The 22,745-nt window shown below is 35.4% G+C and carries 16 protein-coding genes; 8 read left to right on the plus strand and 8 right to left on the minus strand.

All coding sequences use genetic code 11. The features are described from left to right. Positions 1 to 9 precede the first annotated feature (9 nt). The 4 genes from GGR32_RS07705 to GGR32_RS07720 are packed head-to-tail and all read right to left on the minus strand — an operon-like array spanning position 10 to position 4,278. Positions 10 to 801: a (Fe-S)-binding protein gene (locus tag GGR32_RS07705; RefSeq protein ID WP_183477617.1), complete on the minus strand. Its 792-nt coding sequence runs from the start codon at positions 799 to 801 to the stop codon at positions 10 to 12. A gap of 21 nt (positions 802 to 822) precedes the next feature. Continuing rightward, positions 823 to 2,160, minus strand: coding sequence for a 4Fe-4S dicluster domain-containing protein (locus GGR32_RS07710; protein ID WP_183477618.1), 1,338 nt, complete (start codon positions 2,158 to 2,160; stop codon positions 823 to 825). Between the two features lie 5 nt (positions 2,161 to 2,165). Next, entirely contained in the window at positions 2,166 to 3,113 is a 948-nt protein-coding gene (locus tag GGR32_RS07715) for an MlaD family protein (RefSeq protein ID WP_183477619.1), read from the minus strand. A 52-nt stretch (positions 3,114 to 3,165) separates the two neighbouring features. After that, positions 3,166 to 4,278, minus strand: coding sequence for an N-acetylmuramoyl-L-alanine amidase family protein (locus tag GGR32_RS07720; RefSeq protein WP_183477637.1), 1,113 nt, complete (start codon positions 4,276 to 4,278; stop codon positions 3,166 to 3,168). A 268-nt stretch (positions 4,279 to 4,546) separates the two neighbouring features. On the opposite strand from GGR32_RS07720, the gene GGR32_RS07725 reads away from it, so the two are divergent. Genes GGR32_RS07725 through GGR32_RS07735 form a run of 3 tightly spaced genes read left to right on the plus strand, consistent with a single transcriptional unit; the run spans position 4,547 to position 9,370 of the window. Next, complete coding sequence (locus GGR32_RS07725; protein ID WP_425487752.1) at positions 4,547 to 7,225, plus strand: putative LPS assembly protein LptD; 2,679 nt, start codon at positions 4,547 to 4,549, stop codon at positions 7,223 to 7,225. 12 nt (positions 7,226 to 7,237) lie between these two features. After that, positions 7,238 to 7,621 (plus strand): Rid family detoxifying hydrolase, encoded by a 384-nt coding sequence (locus tag GGR32_RS07730; protein WP_183477620.1) that lies wholly within the window; start codon positions 7,238 to 7,240, stop codon positions 7,619 to 7,621. A gap of 18 nt (positions 7,622 to 7,639) precedes the next feature. Further along, on the plus strand, positions 7,640 to 9,370 hold the full coding sequence (locus GGR32_RS07735) for a sodium:solute symporter family protein (RefSeq protein ID WP_183477621.1): 1,731 nt from the start codon (positions 7,640 to 7,642) through the stop codon (positions 9,368 to 9,370). On the opposite strand, the gene GGR32_RS07740 is transcribed toward GGR32_RS07735, so the two are convergent. Further along, a complete protein-coding gene (locus GGR32_RS07740; RefSeq protein WP_221403703.1) occupies positions 9,367 to 13,761 on the minus strand; it encodes a translocation/assembly module TamB domain-containing protein in 4,395 nt (1,464 codons plus the stop codon). The genes GGR32_RS07735 and GGR32_RS07740 overlap by 4 nt on opposite strands. 180 nt (positions 13,762 to 13,941) lie before the next feature. On the opposite strand from GGR32_RS07740, the gene tsaD reads away from it, so the two are divergent. The 5 genes from tsaD to GGR32_RS07765 are packed head-to-tail and all read left to right on the plus strand — an operon-like array spanning position 13,942 to position 18,025. Beyond that, complete coding sequence (tsaD, locus tag GGR32_RS07745; protein ID WP_183477622.1) at positions 13,942 to 14,967, plus strand: tRNA (adenosine(37)-N6)-threonylcarbamoyltransferase complex transferase subunit TsaD; 1,026 nt, start codon at positions 13,942 to 13,944, stop codon at positions 14,965 to 14,967. A gap of 2 nt (positions 14,968 to 14,969) precedes the next feature. Beyond that, complete coding sequence (locus GGR32_RS07750; protein WP_183477623.1) at positions 14,970 to 15,677, plus strand: 16S rRNA (uracil(1498)-N(3))-methyltransferase; 708 nt, start codon at positions 14,970 to 14,972, stop codon at positions 15,675 to 15,677. Positions 15,678 to 15,681: 4 nt separating this feature from the next. After that, the gene (locus tag GGR32_RS07755) at positions 15,682 to 16,323 is read left to right on the plus strand and encodes a DUF4159 domain-containing protein (RefSeq protein WP_183477624.1); all 642 of its coding nucleotides are present in this window, start codon (positions 15,682 to 15,684) and stop codon (positions 16,321 to 16,323) included. Positions 16,324 to 16,326: 3 nt separating this feature from the next. Continuing rightward, on the plus strand, positions 16,327 to 16,830 hold the full coding sequence (locus tag GGR32_RS07760) for a TrmH family RNA methyltransferase (protein WP_183477625.1): 504 nt from the start codon (positions 16,327 to 16,329) through the stop codon (positions 16,828 to 16,830). A gap of 4 nt (positions 16,831 to 16,834) precedes the next feature. Beyond that, a complete protein-coding gene (locus tag GGR32_RS07765; protein ID WP_221403704.1) occupies positions 16,835 to 18,025 on the plus strand; it encodes a class I SAM-dependent methyltransferase in 1,191 nt (396 codons plus the stop codon). 5 nt (positions 18,026 to 18,030) lie between these two features. Here GGR32_RS07765 and GGR32_RS07770 read toward each other — a convergent pair whose 3' ends face one another. The 3 genes from GGR32_RS07770 to GGR32_RS07780 all read right to left on the minus strand — a co-directional run. Then, positions 18,031 to 19,971, minus strand: a complete 1,941-nt coding sequence (locus tag GGR32_RS07770; protein WP_183477626.1) for an OmpA family protein — start codon at positions 19,969 to 19,971, stop codon at positions 18,031 to 18,033. Positions 19,972 to 20,002: 31 nt separating this feature from the next. Further along, on the minus strand, positions 20,003 to 20,935 hold the full coding sequence (locus tag GGR32_RS07775; protein ID WP_183477627.1) for a PorP/SprF family type IX secretion system membrane protein: 933 nt from the start codon (positions 20,933 to 20,935) through the stop codon (positions 20,003 to 20,005). 43 nt (positions 20,936 to 20,978) lie between these two features. Then, positions 20,979 to 22,745: Ig-like domain-containing protein (locus tag GGR32_RS07780; RefSeq protein WP_183477628.1), on the minus strand; the 1,767-nt coding region annotated here is incomplete at its 5' end.

Raw genomic sequence — 22,745 nt, forward strand, 5'->3', positions numbered from 1 at the left:
ATTATTATTTTATAAATCTTCGGCCTCTGCAATCATTTCGGCCACATCTTTCACTTCTATCTCTGCTTCTTTTTCTTTGCTTTTTACGCCATCTGTCATCATGGTGTTACAAAATGGGCATCCTGCTGCAATTAACTCCGGATTGGTTTCTAATGCTTGTTCTGTACGTAGTACGTTTACATCTTTATTTCCTTTTTCAGGTTCTTTGAACATTTGTCCTCCTCCGGCACCACAACACAAGCCTTGGCTTTTACATTTTCGCATTTCGATAAGTTCAACTTCTAGTTTTCTTAGCAAATCGCGAGGAGCTTCGTATTCATTATTAGCTCTTCCTAAATAACAAGGGTCGTGAAAAGTAATACGTTTTCCTTTAAACTTTCCGCCTTCTACACGTAACCTACCTTCTTCCAATAAGTCTTTTAAAAACTGTGTATGGTGTACTACTTCATAATTACCTCCTAATCCGGGATATTCGTTTTTTATGGTGTTGAAACAGTGCGGGCAGGCAGTTACTATTTTTTTAACTTCGTAGGCATTTAAAACCTCGATGTTTGTAACAGCTTGCATTTGGAATAAAAACTCATTTCCGGAACGTTTTGCAGGGTCTCCTGTACAGCTTTCTTCTGTTCCAAGCACGGCAAATTCTACATTTGCTTTGGAAAGAATTTTCACAAAAGCTTTGGTTATTTTTTTGGCTCTATCATCAAAACTTCCTGCACAACCTACCCAAAATAACACTTCAGGTTGTTTTCCTTCTACCATATATTCTGCCATTGTAGGCACTTTTAATACTTCTGCCATAATAATTATTCCCTTTATTTTTTAGTTTTCTTTAGCCCAGTTAAGTCTATCCATTTGGTTGTAAGGCCATGGAGCTCCGTTGTTTTCTATGTTAGACATAGATACATTTAATTCGTTTGGCGCGGCACTTTCTTCCATAACCAAATACCTTCTCATTTCGATGATAATTGAAAGTGGGTCTATCCCTATTGGGCAGGCTTCTACACAAGCGCTACAGGTTGTACATGCCCATAGTTCTTCACGTGTAATATAATCGTCTAATAGCTGTTTACCTTCGGCTATTGGTTGTTTTTTATTTAATTGTTCTCCTACTTCTTCAAGCCTATCTCTGGTGTCCATCATAATTTTTCGAGGAGAGAGTTTCTTCCCGGTTTGATTTGCAGGACACTCTGAAGTACACCTACCACATTCTGTACAGGTATAGGCATTTAAAAGCTGAACCCAATTTAAATCGGTAACATCACTAGCTCCAAATTTTTCAGGTTCTTCGTCTGCTGCTCCTGCTTCTGGTGAGGCAAAAGGATCTGCATTGGGATCCATCATCAACTTTACCTCGTTTGTTACCGCTTCTAGGTTAGTAAGTTCTCCTTTAGGTGTTAATTTTGCGTAATATGTATTAGGAAAAGCTAAAAGTATGTGTAAGTGTTTTGAATAATAAAGGTAGTTTAAGAAAATTAAGATTCCTATAATATGAAGCCACCAAGTAGTACGTTCGATAACAATTAAAGCTGAATTCCCTAACCCGTCTATTAAAGGCAATAGAAATTGACTTACAGGAAAGCCACCTATTATTCCTTCTTGGCTTGCATAATGTTCGGCTCCGTTAAGTTGTAATTGATAATCGGCAGCATTCATCAGCAAGAAACACGTCATTAATGCTACTTCAAAATAAAGAATATAGTTTGCATCGTTTTTGGGCCAACCTTTCATTTCTGATGACCAAAAACGTTTTATCTTAACCACATTTCTTCGTATCCAAAACGTAATAATCGAAACAATTACCAATAGCGCCAAGATTTCAAATGCCCCGATTAGAAAATTGTAAGTTCCGCCTAAAAACGAAAAAACACGATGTGTACCAAAAATACCATCGATAACAATTTCCAACATTTCTATATTGATAATTATAAAGCCCACATATACTAAAATATGTAGTATTCCTGCTACGGGGCGCTTTACCATTTTAGATTGCCCTAAGGCTACCCGAATCATGTTAGAAAGACGCTCCTTGGGGCGATCTGTCCTATCGATAGCTTTTCCTAGCTTTATGTTACGGTACAATCGTCTTACATTTCTTATAAAAAAAGAAATGGCAACAATAAATGCAGCTAAAAAAGCAATTTGTGATATTATTTGCATATCTGTTATTTTAAAGAATCTTCTGGCTTAGTATATTGTTTTTGTTTTTTCCCAAATACCGAAAAGTGTACATATCGTTTTGGGTTAAGTTTTACATCTTGCAACAATAAGTCTAACTGGCGGGTTGCTCTATCTAGATTGTCATAGATTTTATCATCGTTAAGAAGTTTACCTACGGTACCTTCTTTAGTGTTTAATTTCTCTGAAATTTCTTTAAAATTTGTGGCTATCTCTTGAATTTCTGCTATTAACCCATTAACATTTACTTGAGCTAAGGTATCTGAAAATTTCTGAAAGTTCCCTGTGGTTTCTTCCAAATTGGTAAAGGTATTATTAAGCTTCCCTGTATTTGACGCTAATAAATGCTCGATAGATTTTGCTGAGTTATTAAAAGAACTCATTGTTGTATTTAACGATGCTATAGAAGATTTTATGCTTTTTTGCGCCTTTGCATCTAAAATATTATTCATCCCAATAAGTAAAGAGTCGGCGTTAGAAACGGCACTTTCTATTTTCTGCTGTAAAGGGGTTAGCCTTTCGTTAACAAGTTCTAGCAAACCATCGCCCACAGCACTCTTTAAGGTATCTTCAGAAACGGCTAATTGTTTTCCTTCTTCAGGGATAATCTCGATAGATTTCCCTCCAATAAGGTTTCCGCCATAAATACGTGCAACACTTTGTTTTGAGAATTGAAATTCATCTTTCACATTCATTTTCACCAACAGCTTTCCACTGGCATTAAGGAAAGTAATATCGGTTACGCTTCCTACTTGAAACCCATTGATGGTAACTGCAGAAGATTTTGTTAAGCCTTCTACATTATCGTATTTAGCATAAAATATACGATCGGAACTAAATGGATTTTTTCCTTTTAGAAAAGAATACCCAAATATTAATAAGGCAATCGCTACAATACCTAAAAGTGCGGTTTTTACTTCGTTAGATAGTTTCAAGAGTTTTTATGTTTTAGTAAGCAAATTTAAAAATTAAAAATAGAAAAGTATATTATTTTGCTTTTGTTTTTAACGCATCCTTAACGCTTATTTTAGTTCCGTCTTTAAAAGCAACAATATAGGCATCGGTATAACCACTATCTTTTGCTGCTTTTAATTGCTGCTGAATTTCGGTATAATTAGAGGTTTTTCCATAAAAATATCGGTACAAACTTCCTTCTTTCTGCCTGTGCACTCCTTTTAATCCTTTAAAATTGTATGCTTTCAATTCAATTGCCTTAGAGCTTGCCGCCAATTGCACACTAAATTCTACCGAAGGATAAATTCTATCTGTATTATTTTTTTGAGAGGTGTTTTCTGCATAAACCTCATCTATGCCTAATGCTTTTGCATACGAAAGAATTGCTTTATAAATTTCTGTAGAAACTTCTTTCTGTCCTTTTTTCGAGTTTAAATAAAAACCTTCTTTACGGTGTGTAATAAAACCTGTTTCTATCAGTACACTTGGCATATAAGTATTATGTAACACCCAAAAACCTGCTTGTTTTACACCTCTATTTCTACGTTTTAATGTATGGGTAAAGTTATCTTGAATTTTTTTTGCTAATAATATGCTTTGATCTAAATACTCTTCTTGTAATAAGGTTAACCCTATTAGCGATTCTGGGGAGCTTGGGTTAAAACCTTCGTAATGTTCTTCGTAATTTTCTTCTAGAAAAATAACTTCGTTCTCCTCTTTTGCTACATTAAAATTCGCATCACTTTTATGCAAGCCCAGCACATAGGTTTCGGCTCCATAGGCTTGTGTATGATGCGCATTGCAGTGTACAGAGATAAACAAATCTGCATCGGCTTTATTGGCAATAGCAGCACGTTCTTTTAATCCTAAAAAAACATCAGTTTTACGCGTGTACACCACATTAATGTTTTTATTTGCTTCTAAAAGTTTCCCTACTTGCAATACTATTTCCAGCGCAATTTCTTTTTCGGTAAACCCATAGCTTGTAGGCCTACCAGGGTCTTTACCCCCATGACCTGCGTCTAAAACAACTGTAAATTTCTTATCCTTATCTTGGTCGCTATTTTTTTCTGGGCTAGAAGCAGAAAAACCTTCTATTATTCCTAAAAAAAATAACATTAAACATAAACCATAAGCCTTCTTCATACCATTTATCTCTATTTTTCTATAATTCAAATTAAAACAAGCTTTAATGAGCTCTACAAAAATTATTCCTTAATGTAAAAAATACATTTATATACAGAGAACTCTTTTATAAAAAGAAAAGTATTTTGCACAGCAATTTTCATTTCAAAAGCACACAAATATCTTATTTATCTTTTTATTTTAGTAATTTTCTAGACATCACTTTAAAAATATATGTAATTTTGGGGCTAAAAAAGTAACCCTTATTGCTTAAATAGCTTTTATTGTATTGTTGTTAAACAAATTCTACATAAGTATTATTTTATGCCTGTTATTTTCTCAGCTCACTAAAGCTCAAGAATTTAACACAAAAAAAGCATTAAACATTCCCGCAGAACCAACGCAAGAAACGCCCGTTGGCGACTCCCTAGTTCAGGAAGGTTTACTAAAGGTGCGAGATACTATAAAAGCAGATACCTTAAAAAAACAAAGTACTTTTCTTTCCGATCAAGTAGTCTCTACAGCTAAAGATTATATAAAATTTGACCGAAAAAACGAACGTGTTTACCTCTATAACGAAGCTAAAATTGTTTATGGAGATCTTGAGATACAGGCTGGGCTTATCATCCTTGACAACAGGAAAAACGAGGTTTATGCCTTTGGTATAAAAGATACGGCTAACAACTACACCCAAAAACCCATATTTACACAAGCTAACAATGTGGTAGAGCCCGATAGTATCCGCTTTAATTTTGATACCGAAAAAGCTTTAGTCTACAACTCTAGAACCGAGCAAGGAGGCTTTAAAATAAAAGGTGCTGTTACTAAACGCCAAAACGATTCGGTATATTTTATGAAAAACGTAAAGTTTACCACTGCACAAAACATCGATGACCCAGAATATTATTTCTACGCCAGAAAAATAAAAATGGTTCCCGATAAAAAAATAGTAAGCGGATTGGTAAATATGTACATCGCCGATGTTCCTACGCCTTTAGGCCTACCATTTGGGTATTTCCCATTAACCGAAGAACGTGCCTCTGGATTTATTATCCCCTCGTTTGGAGACAACCGAAACCGAGGCTACTTTCTGCAAAATGGAGGTTATTATTTTGCTATAAGTGATTATGTAGATTTAACCGTGCTAGGGGATTATTACACCAACGGAAGTTACGGACTAAACTTTTCTTCCAACTATGCCTACCGCTATCGCTTTAATGGTAATGTAAGCTTTAGGTATGAAAAATTACTTAATAGCGAACCTGGTTTCCCCGATTATTCAGAACAATCTATCTATAATATTCGTTGGAGCCATAGGCAAGCGGCTAAAGCAAATCCAAACTCTAATTTTTCGGCATCGGTAAACCTTGGGAGTAGTAAATATTACAAAGAAACCATCAACCAAAACAACTCAGGTAACTTTTTACAAAACAACTTAAGTTCATCGGTAAGTTATTCTAAAACCTTTCCTGGCGAACCCCAAGTAAACCTCAGCATTACCGCAACGCATAGCCAAAATACCAATACAGAAGAAATAAACATGACCCTACCTACCGTACAAGCTAGTATGGATAGGATTTACCCATTTGCCCCAAAAAACGGCACTAAAAAAGGTATTTTACAAAACATTAATTTTCAATATTCTTTTAACGGAAAAAATCAATTTAAAACCACCGATTCACTTTTCTTTAAACCCCAAATGTTTAGAGATGCTTCTACAGGAATGCAACACAGCATCCCTATTAGCACCAACTTTAAAGTTTTTAAACATTTTAGCGTAAGTGCTGGAACAAATTATAAGGAAAACTGGGTTTTTAAAACCTACCCAAAACGTTACGATGAGCAATTACAGGAAGTAGTTACAGATACCTCAAGAGGCTTTTCTACCTACAGAACCTATAATTTTTCTACAGGAATAGGAACCACTATTTACGGGATGTTTAACTTCGGAAAAGATAAAAAAATAAATGCCATTAGGCACGTAATAAGACCCTCGATAAGTTACTCTGTAGCGCCTAAATTCGATGAGTTTTACGACACCTACCTCATCCCTGCAACCTCTGGTATGGATGAAGAAATTGTAGAATACTCTAAGTTTGAAGGAACCTTATACGGCGCTCCTAGCAACCGTTACGCTAGCAGCATTAACTTCTCTGTATCTAACGATTTTGAAGCCAAAATACGCGCTAAAGATTCTCTTGCAACCGAACCCGAAAAAAGAAGCTTATTGAAAAATCTTCAATTCTCTACTTCTTACAATATGGCCGCAGATTCACTAAAGCTACAACCTGTTACTGTACGAGGTACACTTCCATTATTTAAAGAAAAACTAAACGTGAATTTTAATGGAGCTTTAGATCCTTACGCCTTAAACAATAAAAATCAGCGTATTGATAAGTTAAACATCAATAATGGTGGAAGTTTATTTCGTTTAGCACGAGCAAATGTAAGCTTCGGTTATTCTTTTTCGAGCAAAGATTTTGAACGCAACAAAGACGATGAAGACGCACAAGACGAAACCCATAGAAACGGAGGCCGTAAAGACGATTTGTTTGGTGTTGCCACCAATACAACAGGAGGCGTAAACAATGAAGAAAAAGAACCCAAAGTAGATGAAACAGAATGGTACAACTACAAAATCCCTTGGGATTTACGTTTATCCTACACCATGACCTATAATAACGACAGGCGACAGAATGAAATCTCATCGCATTCAATCATGTTTTCAGGAAACCTTCAGTTATCTCCACGATGGTCTGTAGGAGTATCGTCTGGTTACGATTTAAAAAACAACGGTTTTACCTATACCCAATTACGCTTTCAACGTGACTTAGAAAGCTGGAAAATGTCGTTTAACTGGACGCCTTTTGGCACTCGAGAATCTTGGTATTTTTATATCGGGATAAAAGCAAGTATGCTTAGCGATATTAAATACGATAAAAACCGTGAACGCGATCGTACACTCTAAATCTTTTTATGTATGAAAAAAGTTATTTCTACCTCAAACGCCCCTGCACCAATAGGCCCGTACAACCAAGCTATTCGTGCAGGAAACACCCTCTATGTTTCTGGTCAAATTGCCATAAACCCTAGCAATAACACCATAGTAAACAGCACACTAGAAGCAGAAACAACACAAGTTTTAGAAAACTTAAAAGCTGTTCTTGAAGCAGCAAACATGAGTTTGGCTAACGTAGTAAAAACTTCTATTTTTATTAGCGACATGCATAACTTTGATCGTATTAATAAAGTTTATGCTACCTATTTTAATAATGATGATGCACCTGCCCGAGAAACCGTAGAAGTAGCTAACCTCCCTAAGTTTGTAAACGTAGAGATTAGCGCTATTGCGATTAGCGAATAACTTCTAAAATACGTTTTTATGCAACTTCAATTTATAGACTGGATAGTTATCTGTAGTTTTTTTCTAATAAGCTTACTTATTGGAATTTTAGTTGCTCGAACAAGCGGAAAAAATACAAAAAACTTTTTCCTTTCAGGAAAAAACATGCCTTGGTGGCTCTTAGGAGTATCTATGGTTGCCACTACATTTGCTGCCGATACACCTGGCTTAGTTGCTGGTATTGTACGCAACGATGGCGTTTTTGGAAACTGGGTTTGGTGGAGTATGCTACTTACCGGAATGTTCACCGTTTTTTTCTACGCCAAATTATGGCGAAAAAGCAATATTACCACCGATTTAGAATTCTATGAGCTTCGCTATAGCGGTAAAAGTGCAGCCTTCCTTAGAGGTTTCCGTGCGCTTTATTTAGGCGTATTTTTCAACATTGTAATTATGGCAAACGTTTGCCTTGCCGGAATAAAGATAGGACACGTAATGTTTGGGTTTTCGGCTACAGAAAGCTTACTTGTTGCCTGTTCTATTACCGTGTTTTATTCGATGCTTGGTGGTTTAAAAGGGGTAATTATCACCGATTTTATACAATTTATCATCGCCTTATTAGGCAGCGTTTGGGCTGCGATTTACCTTGTAGATTTACCGCAAATTGGCGGACTTCAAGAGCTTATTAGTGCGCCAGCGGTTCAGGAGAAAATGGCACTTTTTCCCGATTTTTCTAAACCAGAACTTTTTATTCCGCTCTTTATTATTCCTTTAACGGTACAATGGTGGAGCGTGTGGTATCCTGGCTCTGAACCTGGCGGTGGCGGATATATTGCCCAACGTATGCTCGCGGCTAAAAACGAAAATCAAGCTACATGGGCTACTTTATTTTTTAATATTGCACATTACGCCATTAGGCCCTGGCCATGGATTATTATTGGTTTGGCTTCTCTGATTATTTTCCCCGATTTAGCAAGTTTAAAAACTGCCTTTCCCGAATTAGACGATTCTTTTATAAAACACGACTTATCATACCCCGCAATGCTCACCTATTTACCGGCGGGATTATTAGGACTTGTTGCCACATCACTCATTGCGGCCTTTATGAGTACTATTTCTACCCATTTAAATTGGGGAAGTAGTTATGTTATAAACGATTTTTATACGCGTTTTATTAACCCAAAAGCCAGCGAACGTAAAAAAGTACTTCTTGGGCGTTTATCTACTTTGTTGATGATGATTTGTGCTGCCTTACTAAGCTTTGTTCTAGAAGAGGCTAAAGATGCGTTTAATTTAATGCTGCAAATTGGCGCAGGAACAGGTCTCTTGTTTATTTTACGCTGGTTTTGGCATAGGATAAACCCTTATAGCGAGATTACAGCAATGCTTGTTTCTTTTATTATCGCTGTTCTATTTTTTATCAATGATAAACTAGAAACCCCTTGGTTTGAGCTTGCCCAACATTGGCAATTATTAATTGGAGTAATTATAACCACCATTGCTTGGGTACTGGTTAGTTTGCTTAGCTCACCTACACAGGCAAAAACCTTAAAAAGCTTTGACAAACTTATTTATGGTGATAAAAATAAATTTCATCATTTTGGTTATAAAATTATGGCCTTTTTTGCAGGAACAATTGGTGTATATAGCATCTTATTTGGTACGGGCTATATCCTTTATCAAGAATATCTTTATGGGAGCATTGCTTTTATACTTGCCTTAAGCTGCATATTGCTTATTGTTTCCCAATGGAAAAAAATTAACAGTTAACTTCCTGGGAATTTAATATAATCTGGTGCTAACGATTTTGGTTTTTCTTTTTGTTTATCCAACTCATTAGATACTTCTTCTAGCTTTATTTCTTTCCCTAATATTTTTCTTATTAATTCTCTAAATGTATCAAAGTCTACCGAGTAAGAAAGTCCTACTCCTTGTGTGTAACCTAAATCTTCTCCTATATACTGAATATTATTTTCTCTATTAAACAGGCTTGCTTTTAGGCTTCCATCTTCATTTAAAAGAAAATCTATCTCTACATTTCCTACCACAACAGATTCATTTACCCCACCAATAGGCACCCCTACACGTCCGTTTATCAAAATCCTATCGTTTATCTGCGTTTGCAAGGTTAACCCGAACCTATCTGCCGAAGCATTTTGGTCTGGACTACGGTTACTTTGCACATAATCTAAACCTACTTTAAATTTCCCTTCTTCATCAGAGAAAATATCATCAAATAACCCCGATGCTTTTTCAAATAACAAGTTACCAGCTGTTGTCCCACTATTAGGACTTAAGAAGCTTCCTTGTGCAATTAGCGATAGTGCTTGTAATTGCCTAGATTGTTTATCGGCAATACGGTATTCTAACTCTGATTTTACTACAGAACCTAAATTAGGGTATGCCAAGAAAAAATCTGGTTCTACCGCAGTAAGATCGCCTAAAATATCAATATAAACATGTACAGGAATACTTCTGTTTATCATGGTGTTTTCTAACAATACTGCTGGGTTTGCTTCTGTTTTATATAAAGCCCTTAAATTTAAGTCGGCTTTTGTAGGGTTGCCATCCCAAGTAATATTCCCTCCAGAAACTACTTCGAATTTTTTATCGATAATTCCGCCATATTTAAAATCGTAAGTTCCTTCATACACTACAAAATCTCCCCACATTTTAAATTTTCCATTAGTATTAATTTCCATCAGTAAGGTTCCTGCACCTTTTCCTCGCATGGAGCTACCACTATCTTGATCTACTACGATTTCTACTTCGGCATCATCGGTTACGTTAAGGTCGAAAAACAATTCTAATCCTTTTACCTCTTTGATTCTAATTTCTCTTCCCGATTGTTTAGCTTCTTTTTCTTCTTGCGTAATAAAATAGATAAAAGAATTGTCTGCAATACTTTCCATATCGCTTAACGGAATTTTAAAGATTGTCCCTTGTTTTGTTGTTGCGGATACGTTTATTTGCAACTCATCTGTAGGGCCGGATATATGGGCATTTCCGCCTATAAAAGCCGTACCATAATACAATGCAAACTCGGTAGGTGGCGTATCTAAAACCACCAAACGTTTAGGGGCTTGGATGTGTAAATCTAAATTCCACTCACTAAAATTGGTGTGCTTTACAGCGCCATAAAAAGTTCCTTTGGTTTTATATTTTGTATCGGTAAGGCTTGTATTTTCTATTTGCAGGTTATTTTCGGACAGATTTATATTGGTTTCTTCCTGAAAAGCATAATCTACATTTAAATAAGGAACCGTTAGCCCTCCTTTTTTTATAGCGAGTTTTCCGTCGATAGCAGGACTAGTCAGCGGTCCTTTTATATTTGCTTCGCCCGAAAGCATTCCCCTGAGGTTAGAAACTACTTCTGCTCCAAAAGGGTCGAAAGCTTTTAGGTTTAACTCGTTTAATTTCACGTTCAAATCTATAGTTGAAGCTTCATTGCTCACTTCTATTGCACCTGCGGCATCCATGATTTTATTTTCAGGATTTCCTAAAAGAGCATTTATTTGATATGTTGACAACGTTTCGCTCCCGGCAATATCAAGATGCAACTCTTCAAACGGAATTTTATTTACAGAAAGCGAATCGATACGAAGTTTTGAGGTAGGTTTATAAACTCCTTTTTCTTGTTGGAAATGCAAATTCCCGTTTATTGTTCCTGTTAAAGCTAAACTATCTACACTTGGAGTTACTTTATTAATATCGACATTGGTAAAGTCTAACTTAAAATTTTTGTAGGTAGAATCTCGCATTACCCCTTGAAACGCCATTTTTTCATTTTGATGTTCCATCATGAGCGTATCTATTTTTATATCGCTAAAATTTTGCCCAATAGAAATTACGCGTTGTTTATCGTTATTTTTATTAAGTTTCCATAGGTTATTTTTAAATAAAACCTCTGATGGCCTTACTCCTACAATAGAATTTTTTGCGGTATCTATGGTATGAAAAAAGTTAAGCCTGTATTGATCTTCTGCATTCTTTCCGCCTTTAAAACGGGTACGCATAAAAAGTGTATCATTCAGGGTTACGTTAATAAGGTTAACATCCGAGAGGTTATAGCTACCTGTTTCTACCTGGTCTACTTTTACATACGTATTAAAAAGCGGGTTTGAATTGTCTATCTTTAAGTTAACATTTTTTAAATTATTGCCATACACGCCTATTTGAGGTGAGCTAAAATTAAGCTGAAATGCCGATTTGCTGGATTCTACACTACCTTTTACAAAAGTATCTGGTGCCAGTTTTATATCGGGAAATATAACCTCGATAATTTTATTATAAATATTGAAATTAAAATCTAAGTACTGGTCTGGCGAAATTGCAATAGGACTATAATTGGCATATAAACTTCCTAAAGCGTTTTCGAATAATATTGGAATTTCTTCGATAAGAAACTGCCCTTCAATTCCACCTTCAATAACATCAGAAGAAATTACTTTTACCATTCGTATTTCTTCTTCAAAGCCTGAAACTATTTTCAGCTCTTTAAAATTATAGGTGTCGTTTTCATTTTCATACATAGCATCGGTTAGGGCGGCCTCTCCTACTATGTTATCCAGGCTTGTACCTTTCATGTTTATATTTAAACTCCCTTTAAACAAGGCAATGCTATCACGCTCAAAAAAATGTAAAGCTTTAATATTTGCATGCGCTACGGTAGCTTTAAAATCGTATACATTTTCCTCTTCTGCAACATCTAGAAGTCCTTTAAAATGCATTTCTAAATTAGGGTCGTTTATAAAAAGTTCTCCATTAAACAATGGGGCTTTAAGTAAACCTGACAACTGGATGTTACGATAAGTGTACCCGTTAAACCTAAATTCACTTATGGTTCCATTAAGCAGTGTGTTTACTGCTTCTTGCGAGAATCCTTTCCCATCAACATTAAGCACAAAACTAGTAGCTCCTAGGCTATTATTTCCTATAAACCTACCAAGGTTAAAATCATCAAATTTTATTTTTCCTTTATAACTGGTATTATCGGTATCTTGAATATTGTTTAAGGTAATGTCTAAATTTGCCGCTCCTAACTGAGTGGTAACAATAGCATTGGTAATTAGCTTTTTAGAAGTTAAATTTACATATCCGTGTAAACTTAAATTTCCTACTTCTTTTAATTGGCTTGGTAAGCTAGTTCCTAAAATTCCTGGTAAAAGTGCTGCTAAATCATAATAATTGGTTGCCAAACGAGAAAAATTTCCCGACAAGCTAAAGTGTTCTGCATCTGTAACATTATGAAGTTTTAAATTTCCTCGTATTTGGCTACGATCTAAACCTTTTATTTCTAGTTTAGAAAGTTGTAGTTCGTTAAGCGGACCTGTAATTTCGGATGATAAATTAAAGGTTTTATTTTCTCCAAATTCGTTGTAAAACAGGTTTAAATCTTCGGTACTTATTTTACTATCGGTAAGCTTTCCTTTAAAATTCACACGGTTAGCAAAATCGGATAGCCCATTCTCTTCTGTATAAAGAAGCGATAAATCTCCCGTTAAAGAAGAAGTGGGTGTCTCTATAAGAAAATTCTCCAAATCTAGGTGTGTAGCCGTATAGCTAAACTTCCCATGTAAATGTTTTACAAAAAGCCCTAAATTACTCTCTTCTGTACTTAACGACTGTATATTTAAAAAAACATCGGAGTTATCTACCAAAAGGTTTGCGGCATCTATATTAAGTTTATCTAGGGTTATTATTTCCGGGGTTGACGCGTTATAATCGGTATAGGTAAATTTAGAATCGGTAGCTATAATATGACTAATGGTAAGTTTAAAATCGGACTCTGAAGGACTGCCATCGTCAAAACTTGCGGCAAAAACGTCTAAATTGGTAGAGGTTTCTCCCTTATACTGCACCATGTTCAGTTGCAGTTTTTTTGCAGTAACATCACCAAAATCTAATCGAGAACCTCCTATTAAGCCTGGTAAGTTAAGCATAGAGGTTTTAAGTTCGGAAGCTGCTATAAGGGTATTTTTATGATGATCTCTAATATTTACTTCTCCTAAAACTACACTCCCGTTATAAGCTATACTTATTCGGGCAACATTGATATCTACCTGATAACTTTCATTAATACTTGTAGTTACTTTTTTTGCGACAAGGGTTTGTACTGCAGGTATAGAAAAAACCAATACAAGCAATACAAATAAAAGCAATATAGCTAGTATTACGCGTTTTAATATTTTTAAAAATCGTCTAATAAATGTAACTTCTTTAAATTAGAACTCACTTTACAAAGTTCTAAAGAATAATCTTATTTTTGTATTGCTCTACTAAACAACAAAGTTAGTAGCTTTCTAATTAATAATAGCTAATTCTATTCTCAAAATATCTTAATGAATTCACAAAAAACATATATTCTTGGTATAGAATCCTCATGTGATGATACTGCCGCTGCGGTTTTATGTAATGAACAAGTACTTAGCAATGTGGTGGCTACCCAAAAAGTCCACGAACAATATGGCGGTGTTGTGCCAGAGTTAGCCTCACGTGCTCATCAACAAAATATTGTTCCTGTTATTCATCAGGCCCTAAAAAATGCGAATATAAAAAAAGAACAATTATCTGCCATTGCTTTTACCAGAGGTCCTGGGCTTATGGGTTCTTTACTGGTTGGTACTTCTTTTGCAAAATCTATGGCAATGGCCTTAAACATTCCGCTTATCGAAGTAAACCACATGCAGGCACATTTACTTGCCCATTTTATAAAAGAAAACACAACAACCGCTGTTCCTAGTTTTCCTTTTTTAGGTTTTACCATAAGTGGCGGGCATACGCAAATTGTAAAAGTTTCAGATTATTTTACCATGGAAGTTCTCGGGGAAACCCTAGACGATGCCATTGGTGAAGCCTATGATAAGTGTGGAAAAATGCTAAATTTAAATTATCCTGCAGGAGCAGAAATAGATAAATATGCACAAATGGGTAATCCTCATGCTTTTAAATTTCCTATTCCTAATGTAAAAGAATTAAATTTTAGTTTTAGCGGTTTAAAAACAGCTATGCTTTATTTCTTACAACGAGAAACTAAAAACAATCCTGATTTTATCCAAGAAAATTTAATGGATATATGCGCTTCTTTTCAGCATACCATCATAGAAATAGTGATTAAAAAACTAAAAAAAGCTGTTAAGCAAACCCACGTTAAACAAATTGCAATTGGCGGAGGGGTTTCTGCAAACTCCGGAATTAGAAATGCACTAAAAGATGCCGAACAAAAATGGGATTGGAAATGTTTTATTCCTAAATTTGAATACACAACAGACAATGCTGCTATGATAGGAATTGCAGGTTATTATAAGTTCCTACAAAAAGATTTCACCCAAAATACCATCACTGCAAACGCTAGATACGCTATTTAATTATGCAATTATTTTATCAAGCCGATATATCCCCAAACAGCACCGAATTACTTTTCGACAGAAACGAAAGCAAACACATTGCAAAAGTTTTACGAAAAAAACCTGGCGATACTCTTTATGTAACCAACGGAAAAGGCACCCTGTTTACTACAGAACTACAACAAGCAAATCCGCAAAAATGTATTGCTAAAGTTATAAAAAAAACAGAAGAAGAAAGCAAAAATTATCGCCTACACATGGCTGTTTCACCCACCAAAATGAACGATAGGTTTGAGTGGTTTTTAGAAAAAGCTACCGAAATTGGTATTGATAGCATCACCCCAATTATTTGCGAACATAGCGAACGAAAAGTAATAAAACTTGAGCGTTATGAACGAATAATACAAAGTGCCATGAAGCAATCTTTACGATACAGCTTACCTGTTTTACATCCTCAAATAAGCTTTAGCGAATTTTTAAATCAACCCCATTCTAACACAGAAAACTACATAGCACATTGCGAAAACACCCCAAAAGAAGTCCTAAAAAACAGCATTACTCCCCAAAAAGATTATTTAATCTGTATTGGTCCCGAAGGTGATTTTTCTGAAAAAGAAATAAAGCTTGCCGCTTTAAAAGGTTTTACCGCTGTTAGCTTAGGCAACGCACGCCTTCGTACAGAAACTGCAGCCATTGTTGCTTGCCACACATTTGCCCTTAACAACCTCTAATTTTATGAAAAAAATTCTTGCGTTCACATTGCTAATTTGTTCTTTTTGGACTAATGCCCAAGAGCTTGCTATACTGCAATATAAAGGAGGAGGTGATTGGTATGGAAACCCCACCGCATTACCAAACCTTATTGAATATTGCAACAGTGAAATCCATACAAAAATCAGTAAAAAACCTGTAAATGTTACCCCCGATAGTCCTGCAATTTTCACCTATCCGTACCTGTTTATAACCGGACACGGAAACATCTATTTTTCCGATTTTGAAGCAGAAAACCTTCGCAATTACATGCTAAGTGGTGGTTTTATTCATGTAGATGACAATTATGGTATTGATACTTATATACGCAGAGAATTAAAAAAAATTTTTCCTAATAAAAATTTACAAGAACTTCCTGTAAATCACCCTATTTTTAACAGCGCTTTTAAATTCCCTAAAGGTTTACCTAAAATTCACGAACACGATGGAAAACGTCCACAAGCTTTTGGCATTATTGTAGATAACAGGCTGTTATTCCTTTACACTTATGAAACCGATTTAAGCGATGGTTGGGAAGACGCCACAGTACATAACGACCCTCCCGAAATTAGAGAAAAAGCATTAAAGATGGGCGCTAACATTATTAAATATGTTTTTGAAAATTAACAGATGGAGCAACAACTTAAACATCATGAAAATAAGTTTGAGCAACAAAAAAAACCTATCATTATTTTAGCTCATCATGTACAAAGCCCTGCCAACATTGGCGGACTTTTTCGGCTTGCCGATGCCTTTGCGGTAAAAGAACTTATCCTACCCGAAAGCATTAATTTAAACAGTACGCGTTTAAAGCGAAATGCAAGAGCAACTATTGCCAATGTTAAGCACCATTGCATTAAAGATAGCATTGCTTATTTAGAAAATTTACAACAGAACAATTACCAAATTATCTGTTTAGAAATTACCAAAAACAGCATTCCTTTAGAGGCTTTAAAGTTAACCTCTACACAACCTATTGTTTTGGTAATTGGCGATGAGCGCTTAGGAATTCCGGAAAATATTTTGAATCGTTTTTGTACCCATATTCACATCCCCATGTACGGAAAAAATAGCAGTATGAATGTTACACAAGCTACTGCTATCTCATTGTATGAAATCTGTAAACAGATCTAGAGTTATGATTAATGAAGCCCTATTAGCTAAAGATGTACAACGCTTTATTTACGCCCATGAAAATGACGATGTACATAAGCTTATCCTACAAACTAAATCGTTTAAAGAGTGTGATATCAAAGAAGTGGTCACACAGATAACTTCTCGTAAAAAAACTAAACAGAAACTCCCTAAATGGTACACTACAAAAAATATAATATACCCAAATCCTATTTCTATAGAGCAAAGCTCATCGGAAGCTACAGCACAGTTTAAAGCCTCTGTAGTAAATGGAGATTCACTAATAGATATTACAGGTGGGTTTGGTGTAGATAGCTATTATTTTTCTGAAAAAATATCTCATGTAACCCATGTAGAAATCAACCCAAGTTTATCGGCAATTGCAAAACATAATTTTTCACAATTATCCAACAAAGAAAACATACATTTTATAGCTCAAGATGGAGTTGAATACTTAAAAAATTCTTCCCAAATATACGACTGGGTTTATGCAGACCCATCGCGTAGACACGCAACAAAAGGAAAGGTTTTTAAACTAGAGGATTACCAGCCAAACATCGATGCTATTTTAAAACTTCTAGGAAGTAAAACAAAAGCCATTTTGTTAAAAACTTCTCCGCTTGTAGATATTAAATTAGGGATTTCAATACTTAAAAAAGTTAGTAAGCTATATGTTGTAGCGTTAAAAAACGAAGTAAAAGAGTTGCTTTGGGTATTGGAAGACAGCACCCCGTTACCTATAAACGAGGTTCCTATTTCTTGTATTAACTTAGGCACAAAACAACCAGTATATACCAACACGATAGCGAACGAACAGCTTACTGAAAATAATTACGGTACTTTAACTGGTTTTCTCTACGAGCCTAATGCGGCTATCTTAAAAGCTGGATTTTTTAAAAGCATAGCTACACATTATCAGCTTCAAAAAGTAGCCCAACATAGTCATTTATATATTTCTGCTAAAAAAATAAATTTTCCCGGAAGGCATTTTAAAATCTCTTCGTGCATAGCCTTTAATAAAAAAAACTTAAAAGCTATTCCTTTTAAAAAAGCGAACATCAGTGCTAAAAACTTCCCACTATCGGTTGCGGAAATAAGGAAAAAAGGCAATATAAAAGACGGAGGTAAAGAATACCTATTCTTTACCTCCGATAATACTGAAAAAAAGATAATATTAGTTTGCGCTAAGCTTTAACTAATTTACTTTTCTATAATTATAAAATCTGATCTTCGATTTAATTCATGCTCCTCATCGGTGCATTTTACACCATTACTACAATGGTTTTTTAGCTGTGTTTCGCCATATCCTTTTGCGCTTTCTATACGTGTAGCATCGATTCCTTTGCTAATAATATACGCCTGTGTAGATTCTGCTCTACGCTGTGATAACTGAAGGTTATATTTATCTGAACCACGTGCATCGGTATGCGATTCTATTTTTATTTTCACCTTAGGAAATTCACGCATTACAAAAACTACTTTATCTAACTCTGTAATTGCTTTTGGGGTAATTTCTGCACTATCAAAGTCAAAATAAATAGGATTTACACTAATCATTTCTTTATCATCTTCTTTCTTGATTAAATCATCATAATTTGTCAATACAAAATCTATTCCTTCTATTGTAGCCTTATTTTCATCTTCCGTAGTTACCTCTTCCTCATCTTGTGTATAGTTTGGCTTAGAAGCTACCAACCTATAAGTTTGCTCGCAAGGTAATTCTAATTGATAAACGCCATTGGTATTGGTTACAGTATCGGCTACTTGCTCTTCGTATTTATTAAAGGCCGTTACCTTAACTTCCGCTATTGGCTTTTTAGTTAAAGAATCGGTAACTGTTCCAGTAATAAATTGGTCACATGCAGGTTTTTCTTTTCTAAATGAATAAATATCATCGTCTCCTTTTCCTTCTAAACGGTTAGAGGCAAAATATCCGTATTGCTCTGTAGAGTCTATTATAAAAGAAAAATCATCTCGGTTACTATTTACAGGTCGCCCTAAATTTTTGGGATTTTCGTAGTTGAAATCTCCTTTATCAATTGCACTAAAAATATCCAAACCTCCTACTCCGTAATGTCCGTCTGAAGAAAAATACAACGTATCGCCTTTTACAAAAGGAAACATCTCTCTACCTTCTGTATTAATTTTTGATCCTAAATTTTTTGGTGTATTTACACTTCCATCAGGAAAAACTTGGGTTACATAAATATCGGTTTCGCCATATCCTCCTGGCATGTCTGAAACAAAAAACAAATATTTACCATCCTGCCGAATACTTGGGTGTCCTGTAGAATATTCTGTACTATTAAAAGGTAGGCTTTCTGTTTTTATCAGTTTTCCTTCTGCTAAAATTCCTCTAATAATATGAAAGTTGCTTGTTCCTTCTTTAGTTTTTAATAATTTATTCTTCTTATGTCTGATATTGGTTGTGTAATAAACGGTATCTAAATTTTTAGTAAACGATAACGTGGCATCGTGATATTTTGATGCTATTTCTGGAAGAAATGGTTTTGGCTCTGCTAAATCGCCCGTATCTCCATTTTGTATTGCAGCGTATAAACTCAAAAAAGGTTGTTTATTCCATGAATACATATTCCCCACTACAGAATCTTTTGAAGAGGCATAAACCACTTTATCGCCATAAAAGGCAGGGCCAAAATCGGAATTTGGAGTATTAATGGCTTCTAAATTTTTTATGGTATATAAAGAGTTATCGTCACTAATACTATCAATAAGTTTTTTTTGTGCTACGTAACGTTTTACCAGAGTTTCATCGTGCTTTCTTTCGATGTATTTTTTAGTGTGTTTTTCTGCTTCTTCATAGTCTCTATTTCCGCGTAATGCTTGAATGTATTTCAAATAATATTGATCGGAAATATTACTTCCCTGCATTTCGTACACCTTTCTATACCAATTTAAAGCTTGCGGAATGTTACTAAGGTATAAATTCGCATCGCCCAATTTTTGCAATACGTCTAGTTCTGGCTCTTTATTTGAATTTTCTAAATAACGCTCATAGGCCTGAATTGCTTCTTGATAGGCATATTCATCATAATAACGCTCCGCCACCCTCAAGTCGCGTTGCCCCATTGCAAAATTTACGGTAATGAGCAATATGCTAAGACTTAATATATATTTCATAATTTTACTCTTTCAGGGTTATTTATAAATTTTAAAAGAATCTAGGCGATTTTATTCTATTTGACTTTGATGTAGCTTGATACCTTAAGATAATTTCGTGTGTCCCATCGTTATACTTCTGAAAATCGGTAGTGGTATAATCGTAAGAATACCCTACAAAGAAATTTTGCATAAAATTAAATCCAGCAATCGCACTTACAGAATCATCCCAACGATAAGAAACACCTGCTGTAAAGACTTCATTAAATAAGAAGTTTGCAGAAACATCAAAAATAAATGGAGCGCCAGCTACCACTTTTCCTAAAAATGCAGGTTTAAATTTAATCGAACGCGATAAATCCATAACATAACCTGCCATTAGGTAGTAATGAAGCTCGTCAGACAAAACGGCTTCTTCTATATCATCATAATAATCTGATCTAATAAAATTTGGAACCGATAAACCAACATACCATCTATTGCTATAGTAATATGCGCCTGCACCTAAACTAGGCATTAATTTATTATCGATGTTATTGTTTAACAAAACATCCGATTGGTTTTTAAAAGTTCCTTTTGTCCAATCGATATTCAAAATTCTAGCTCCAGCCTTTACCCCTAAAGCCAATTTTGTTTTATAAGTTACAGGAATTGTGTAGGAAAAATTACCGTTAATAAATTGCTCGCTCGAAGGGCCTATTTTATCATTAGTAATATCTAAACCTACTCCTATACGTTCGTTACTTAAAGGAGAATGTATCCCGAAATTTTGCGTTTCAGGAGCGCCATCTACTCCTACCCACTGACTTCTATATAAAACATTAGCCTCAAGACTTCCTATACTTCCTGTATAACCTGGGTTTACCGACATGGTGTTATACATGTAGTGAGTGTATTGCGGATCTTGTTGTGCATAAGTTGCCAGCGGAATTAGGCAACCTATGAACAACCAAAATTTAACGTTTACTAAATTTAATATTTTCATATTCTATTATTTATATAAGCAATATTTCTATATCTATTCGCTATTATCGCATAATGTATAACCAACCTTGTTTTACTATTCCGTCCTGGTTAATGTCTAACACATAGAAGTAAGTTCCCGATGGCAGTTCATCGCCACCTATACTACTTTTATTTGCTCTACCATCCCAAGTGTTATCGTAAGCTTTAGTTTCATATACAAGAGTTCCGAATCTATTATAAACTTTCAGGGTATTGTTTGGATATTTTTCAATACAGTCTATTTCAAAATAATCATTATGCCCATCATTATTCGGTGTAAACTCATTATAAACAGTTAAGCATAATGGCGCTACTTCTGCTTCAGCTATATTGTTATTTGCATCGGCATCTTCTGGAGTCGAGCTAATAATTTTAGCTATATTTAGGTAATCTCCATCTATTGCTACTTTTACATTAACTGTTAATACGGCTGTTTCTCCCGCTTCTAGGTTTGGTATAATCCATTCGCCTGTTATTTCATTATATGTACCTATACTTGCAGAAGCTCCAATAAATACATATCCTGAAGGAAGAATTTCTTCTACCACAACATCTTCAAAAGCTGTTTGCCCATTATTGGCTACAGTAATGGTAAAAGCTACTTGTTCTCCTGCAGTTGGTGTTGGATTATCAACCGTTTTAGTTATAGTAATATCAGAACAACTAATTACATTTACAGGGATGGTTGTGGTTAAATTTGTATCGCCTACACATCCGTTACTATCAATATAAGACACAGCCACAGAAGCTTCATCTGTTATAGATGCCCAATGTACTGTTACAAAGTCGTCATCTAATCCTCCACCAGCAATTACCTGGCCTTCTTCAATCACCCATAGGTAACTAAGCATTCCTGCATCTGCTTTATAAGTATATTCTGTCTGTACACAAACATCCGTAAACTCTCCTTGAATTGAAGGAACAATAGGATCGTAAAACATTACCGTAATCGCTAATCGACTTGTGCTTTCACAACCTACTGCTGTCGTTAAACTTGCATAGTAAGTTGTATTGTCAGCTAATAAAGTAGTATCGCCTAATTGAACTCCATTAGTTGCAGCATCATACCAGATAACATTGCTTTCGTTTACAACGATGTCTGCAATACTTGGCATATCCGAAGCACAGAAAGTTTGCGTGGTTTCTGTTGCCGTTGGTAATCCTGGGTCGGTTAAACTTACCGTAATCGCTAATCGACTGGTGCTTTCACAACCTGCTGCGGTGGTTAAACTTGCGTAATAAGTTGTATTGTCGGATAATAACGTACTGTCTCCTAATTGAACTCCATTGGTTGCAGCATCATACCAGATAACATTGCTTTCGTTTACAACGATGTCTGCAATACTTGGCATATCCGAAGCACAGAAAGTTTGTGTAGTTTCTGTTGCCGTTGGTAATCCTGGGTCGGTTAAACTTACCGTAATCGCCAATCGACTTGTGCTTTCACAACCTGCTGCTGTCGTTAAACTTGCGTAGTAAGTTGCATTATTTGCTAATAAAACTGTATCGCCTAATTGAACTCCATTGGTTGCAGCATCATACCAAATAACATTGCTTTCGTTTACAACGATGTCTGCGATACTTGGCATATCCGAAGCACAGAAAGTTTGCGTAGTTTCTGTTGCCGTTGGTAATCCTGGGTCGGTTAAACTTACCGTTATCGCCAATCGACTGGTGCTTTCACAACCTTCCGCTGTGGTTAAACTTGCGTAGTAAGTTGTATTGTCAGCTAATAAAACTGTATCGCCTAATTGAACTCCATTGGTTGCAGCATCATACCAGATAACATT

The organism is Mesonia hippocampi (assembly GCF_014197445.1).
Lineage (GTDB): Bacteria > Bacteroidota > Bacteroidia > Flavobacteriales > Flavobacteriaceae > Mesonia > Mesonia hippocampi.

What these genes read in the sequence shown, in the direction of transcription:
- GGR32_RS07755 (WP_183477624.1), top strand. Translation starts at nt 15,682, where the DNA reads ATGAAAAAAATTCTTGCGTTCACATTGCTAATTTGTTCTTTTTGGACT.
- GGR32_RS07730 (WP_183477620.1), top strand. Translation starts at nt 7,238, where the DNA reads ATGAAAAAAGTTATTTCTACCTCAAACGCCCCTGCACCAATAGGCCCG.
- GGR32_RS07760 (WP_183477625.1), top strand. Translation starts at nt 16,327, where the DNA reads ATGGAGCAACAACTTAAACATCATGAAAATAAGTTTGAGCAACAAAAA.
- GGR32_RS07710 (WP_183477618.1), bottom strand. Translation starts at nt 2,160, where the DNA reads ATGCAAATAATATCACAAATTGCTTTTTTAGCTGCATTTATTGTTGCC.
- GGR32_RS07765 (WP_221403704.1), top strand. Translation starts at nt 16,835, where the DNA reads ATGATTAATGAAGCCCTATTAGCTAAAGATGTACAACGCTTTATTTAC.
- tsaD (WP_183477622.1), top strand. Translation starts at nt 13,942, where the DNA reads ATGAATTCACAAAAAACATATATTCTTGGTATAGAATCCTCATGTGAT.
- GGR32_RS07775 (WP_183477627.1), bottom strand. Translation starts at nt 20,935, where the DNA reads ATGAAAATATTAAATTTAGTAAACGTTAAATTTTGGTTGTTCATAGGT.
- GGR32_RS07705 (WP_183477617.1), bottom strand. Translation starts at nt 801, where the DNA reads ATGGCAGAAGTATTAAAAGTGCCTACAATGGCAGAATATATGGTAGAA.
- GGR32_RS07735 (WP_183477621.1), top strand. Translation starts at nt 7,640, where the DNA reads ATGCAACTTCAATTTATAGACTGGATAGTTATCTGTAGTTTTTTTCTA.
- GGR32_RS07750 (WP_183477623.1), top strand. Translation starts at nt 14,970, where the DNA reads ATGCAATTATTTTATCAAGCCGATATATCCCCAAACAGCACCGAATTA.
- GGR32_RS07770 (WP_183477626.1), bottom strand. Translation starts at nt 19,971, where the DNA reads ATGAAATATATATTAAGTCTTAGCATATTGCTCATTACCGTAAATTTT.
- GGR32_RS07720 (WP_183477637.1), bottom strand. Translation starts at nt 4,278, where the DNA reads ATGAAGAAGGCTTATGGTTTATGTTTAATGTTATTTTTTTTAGGAATA.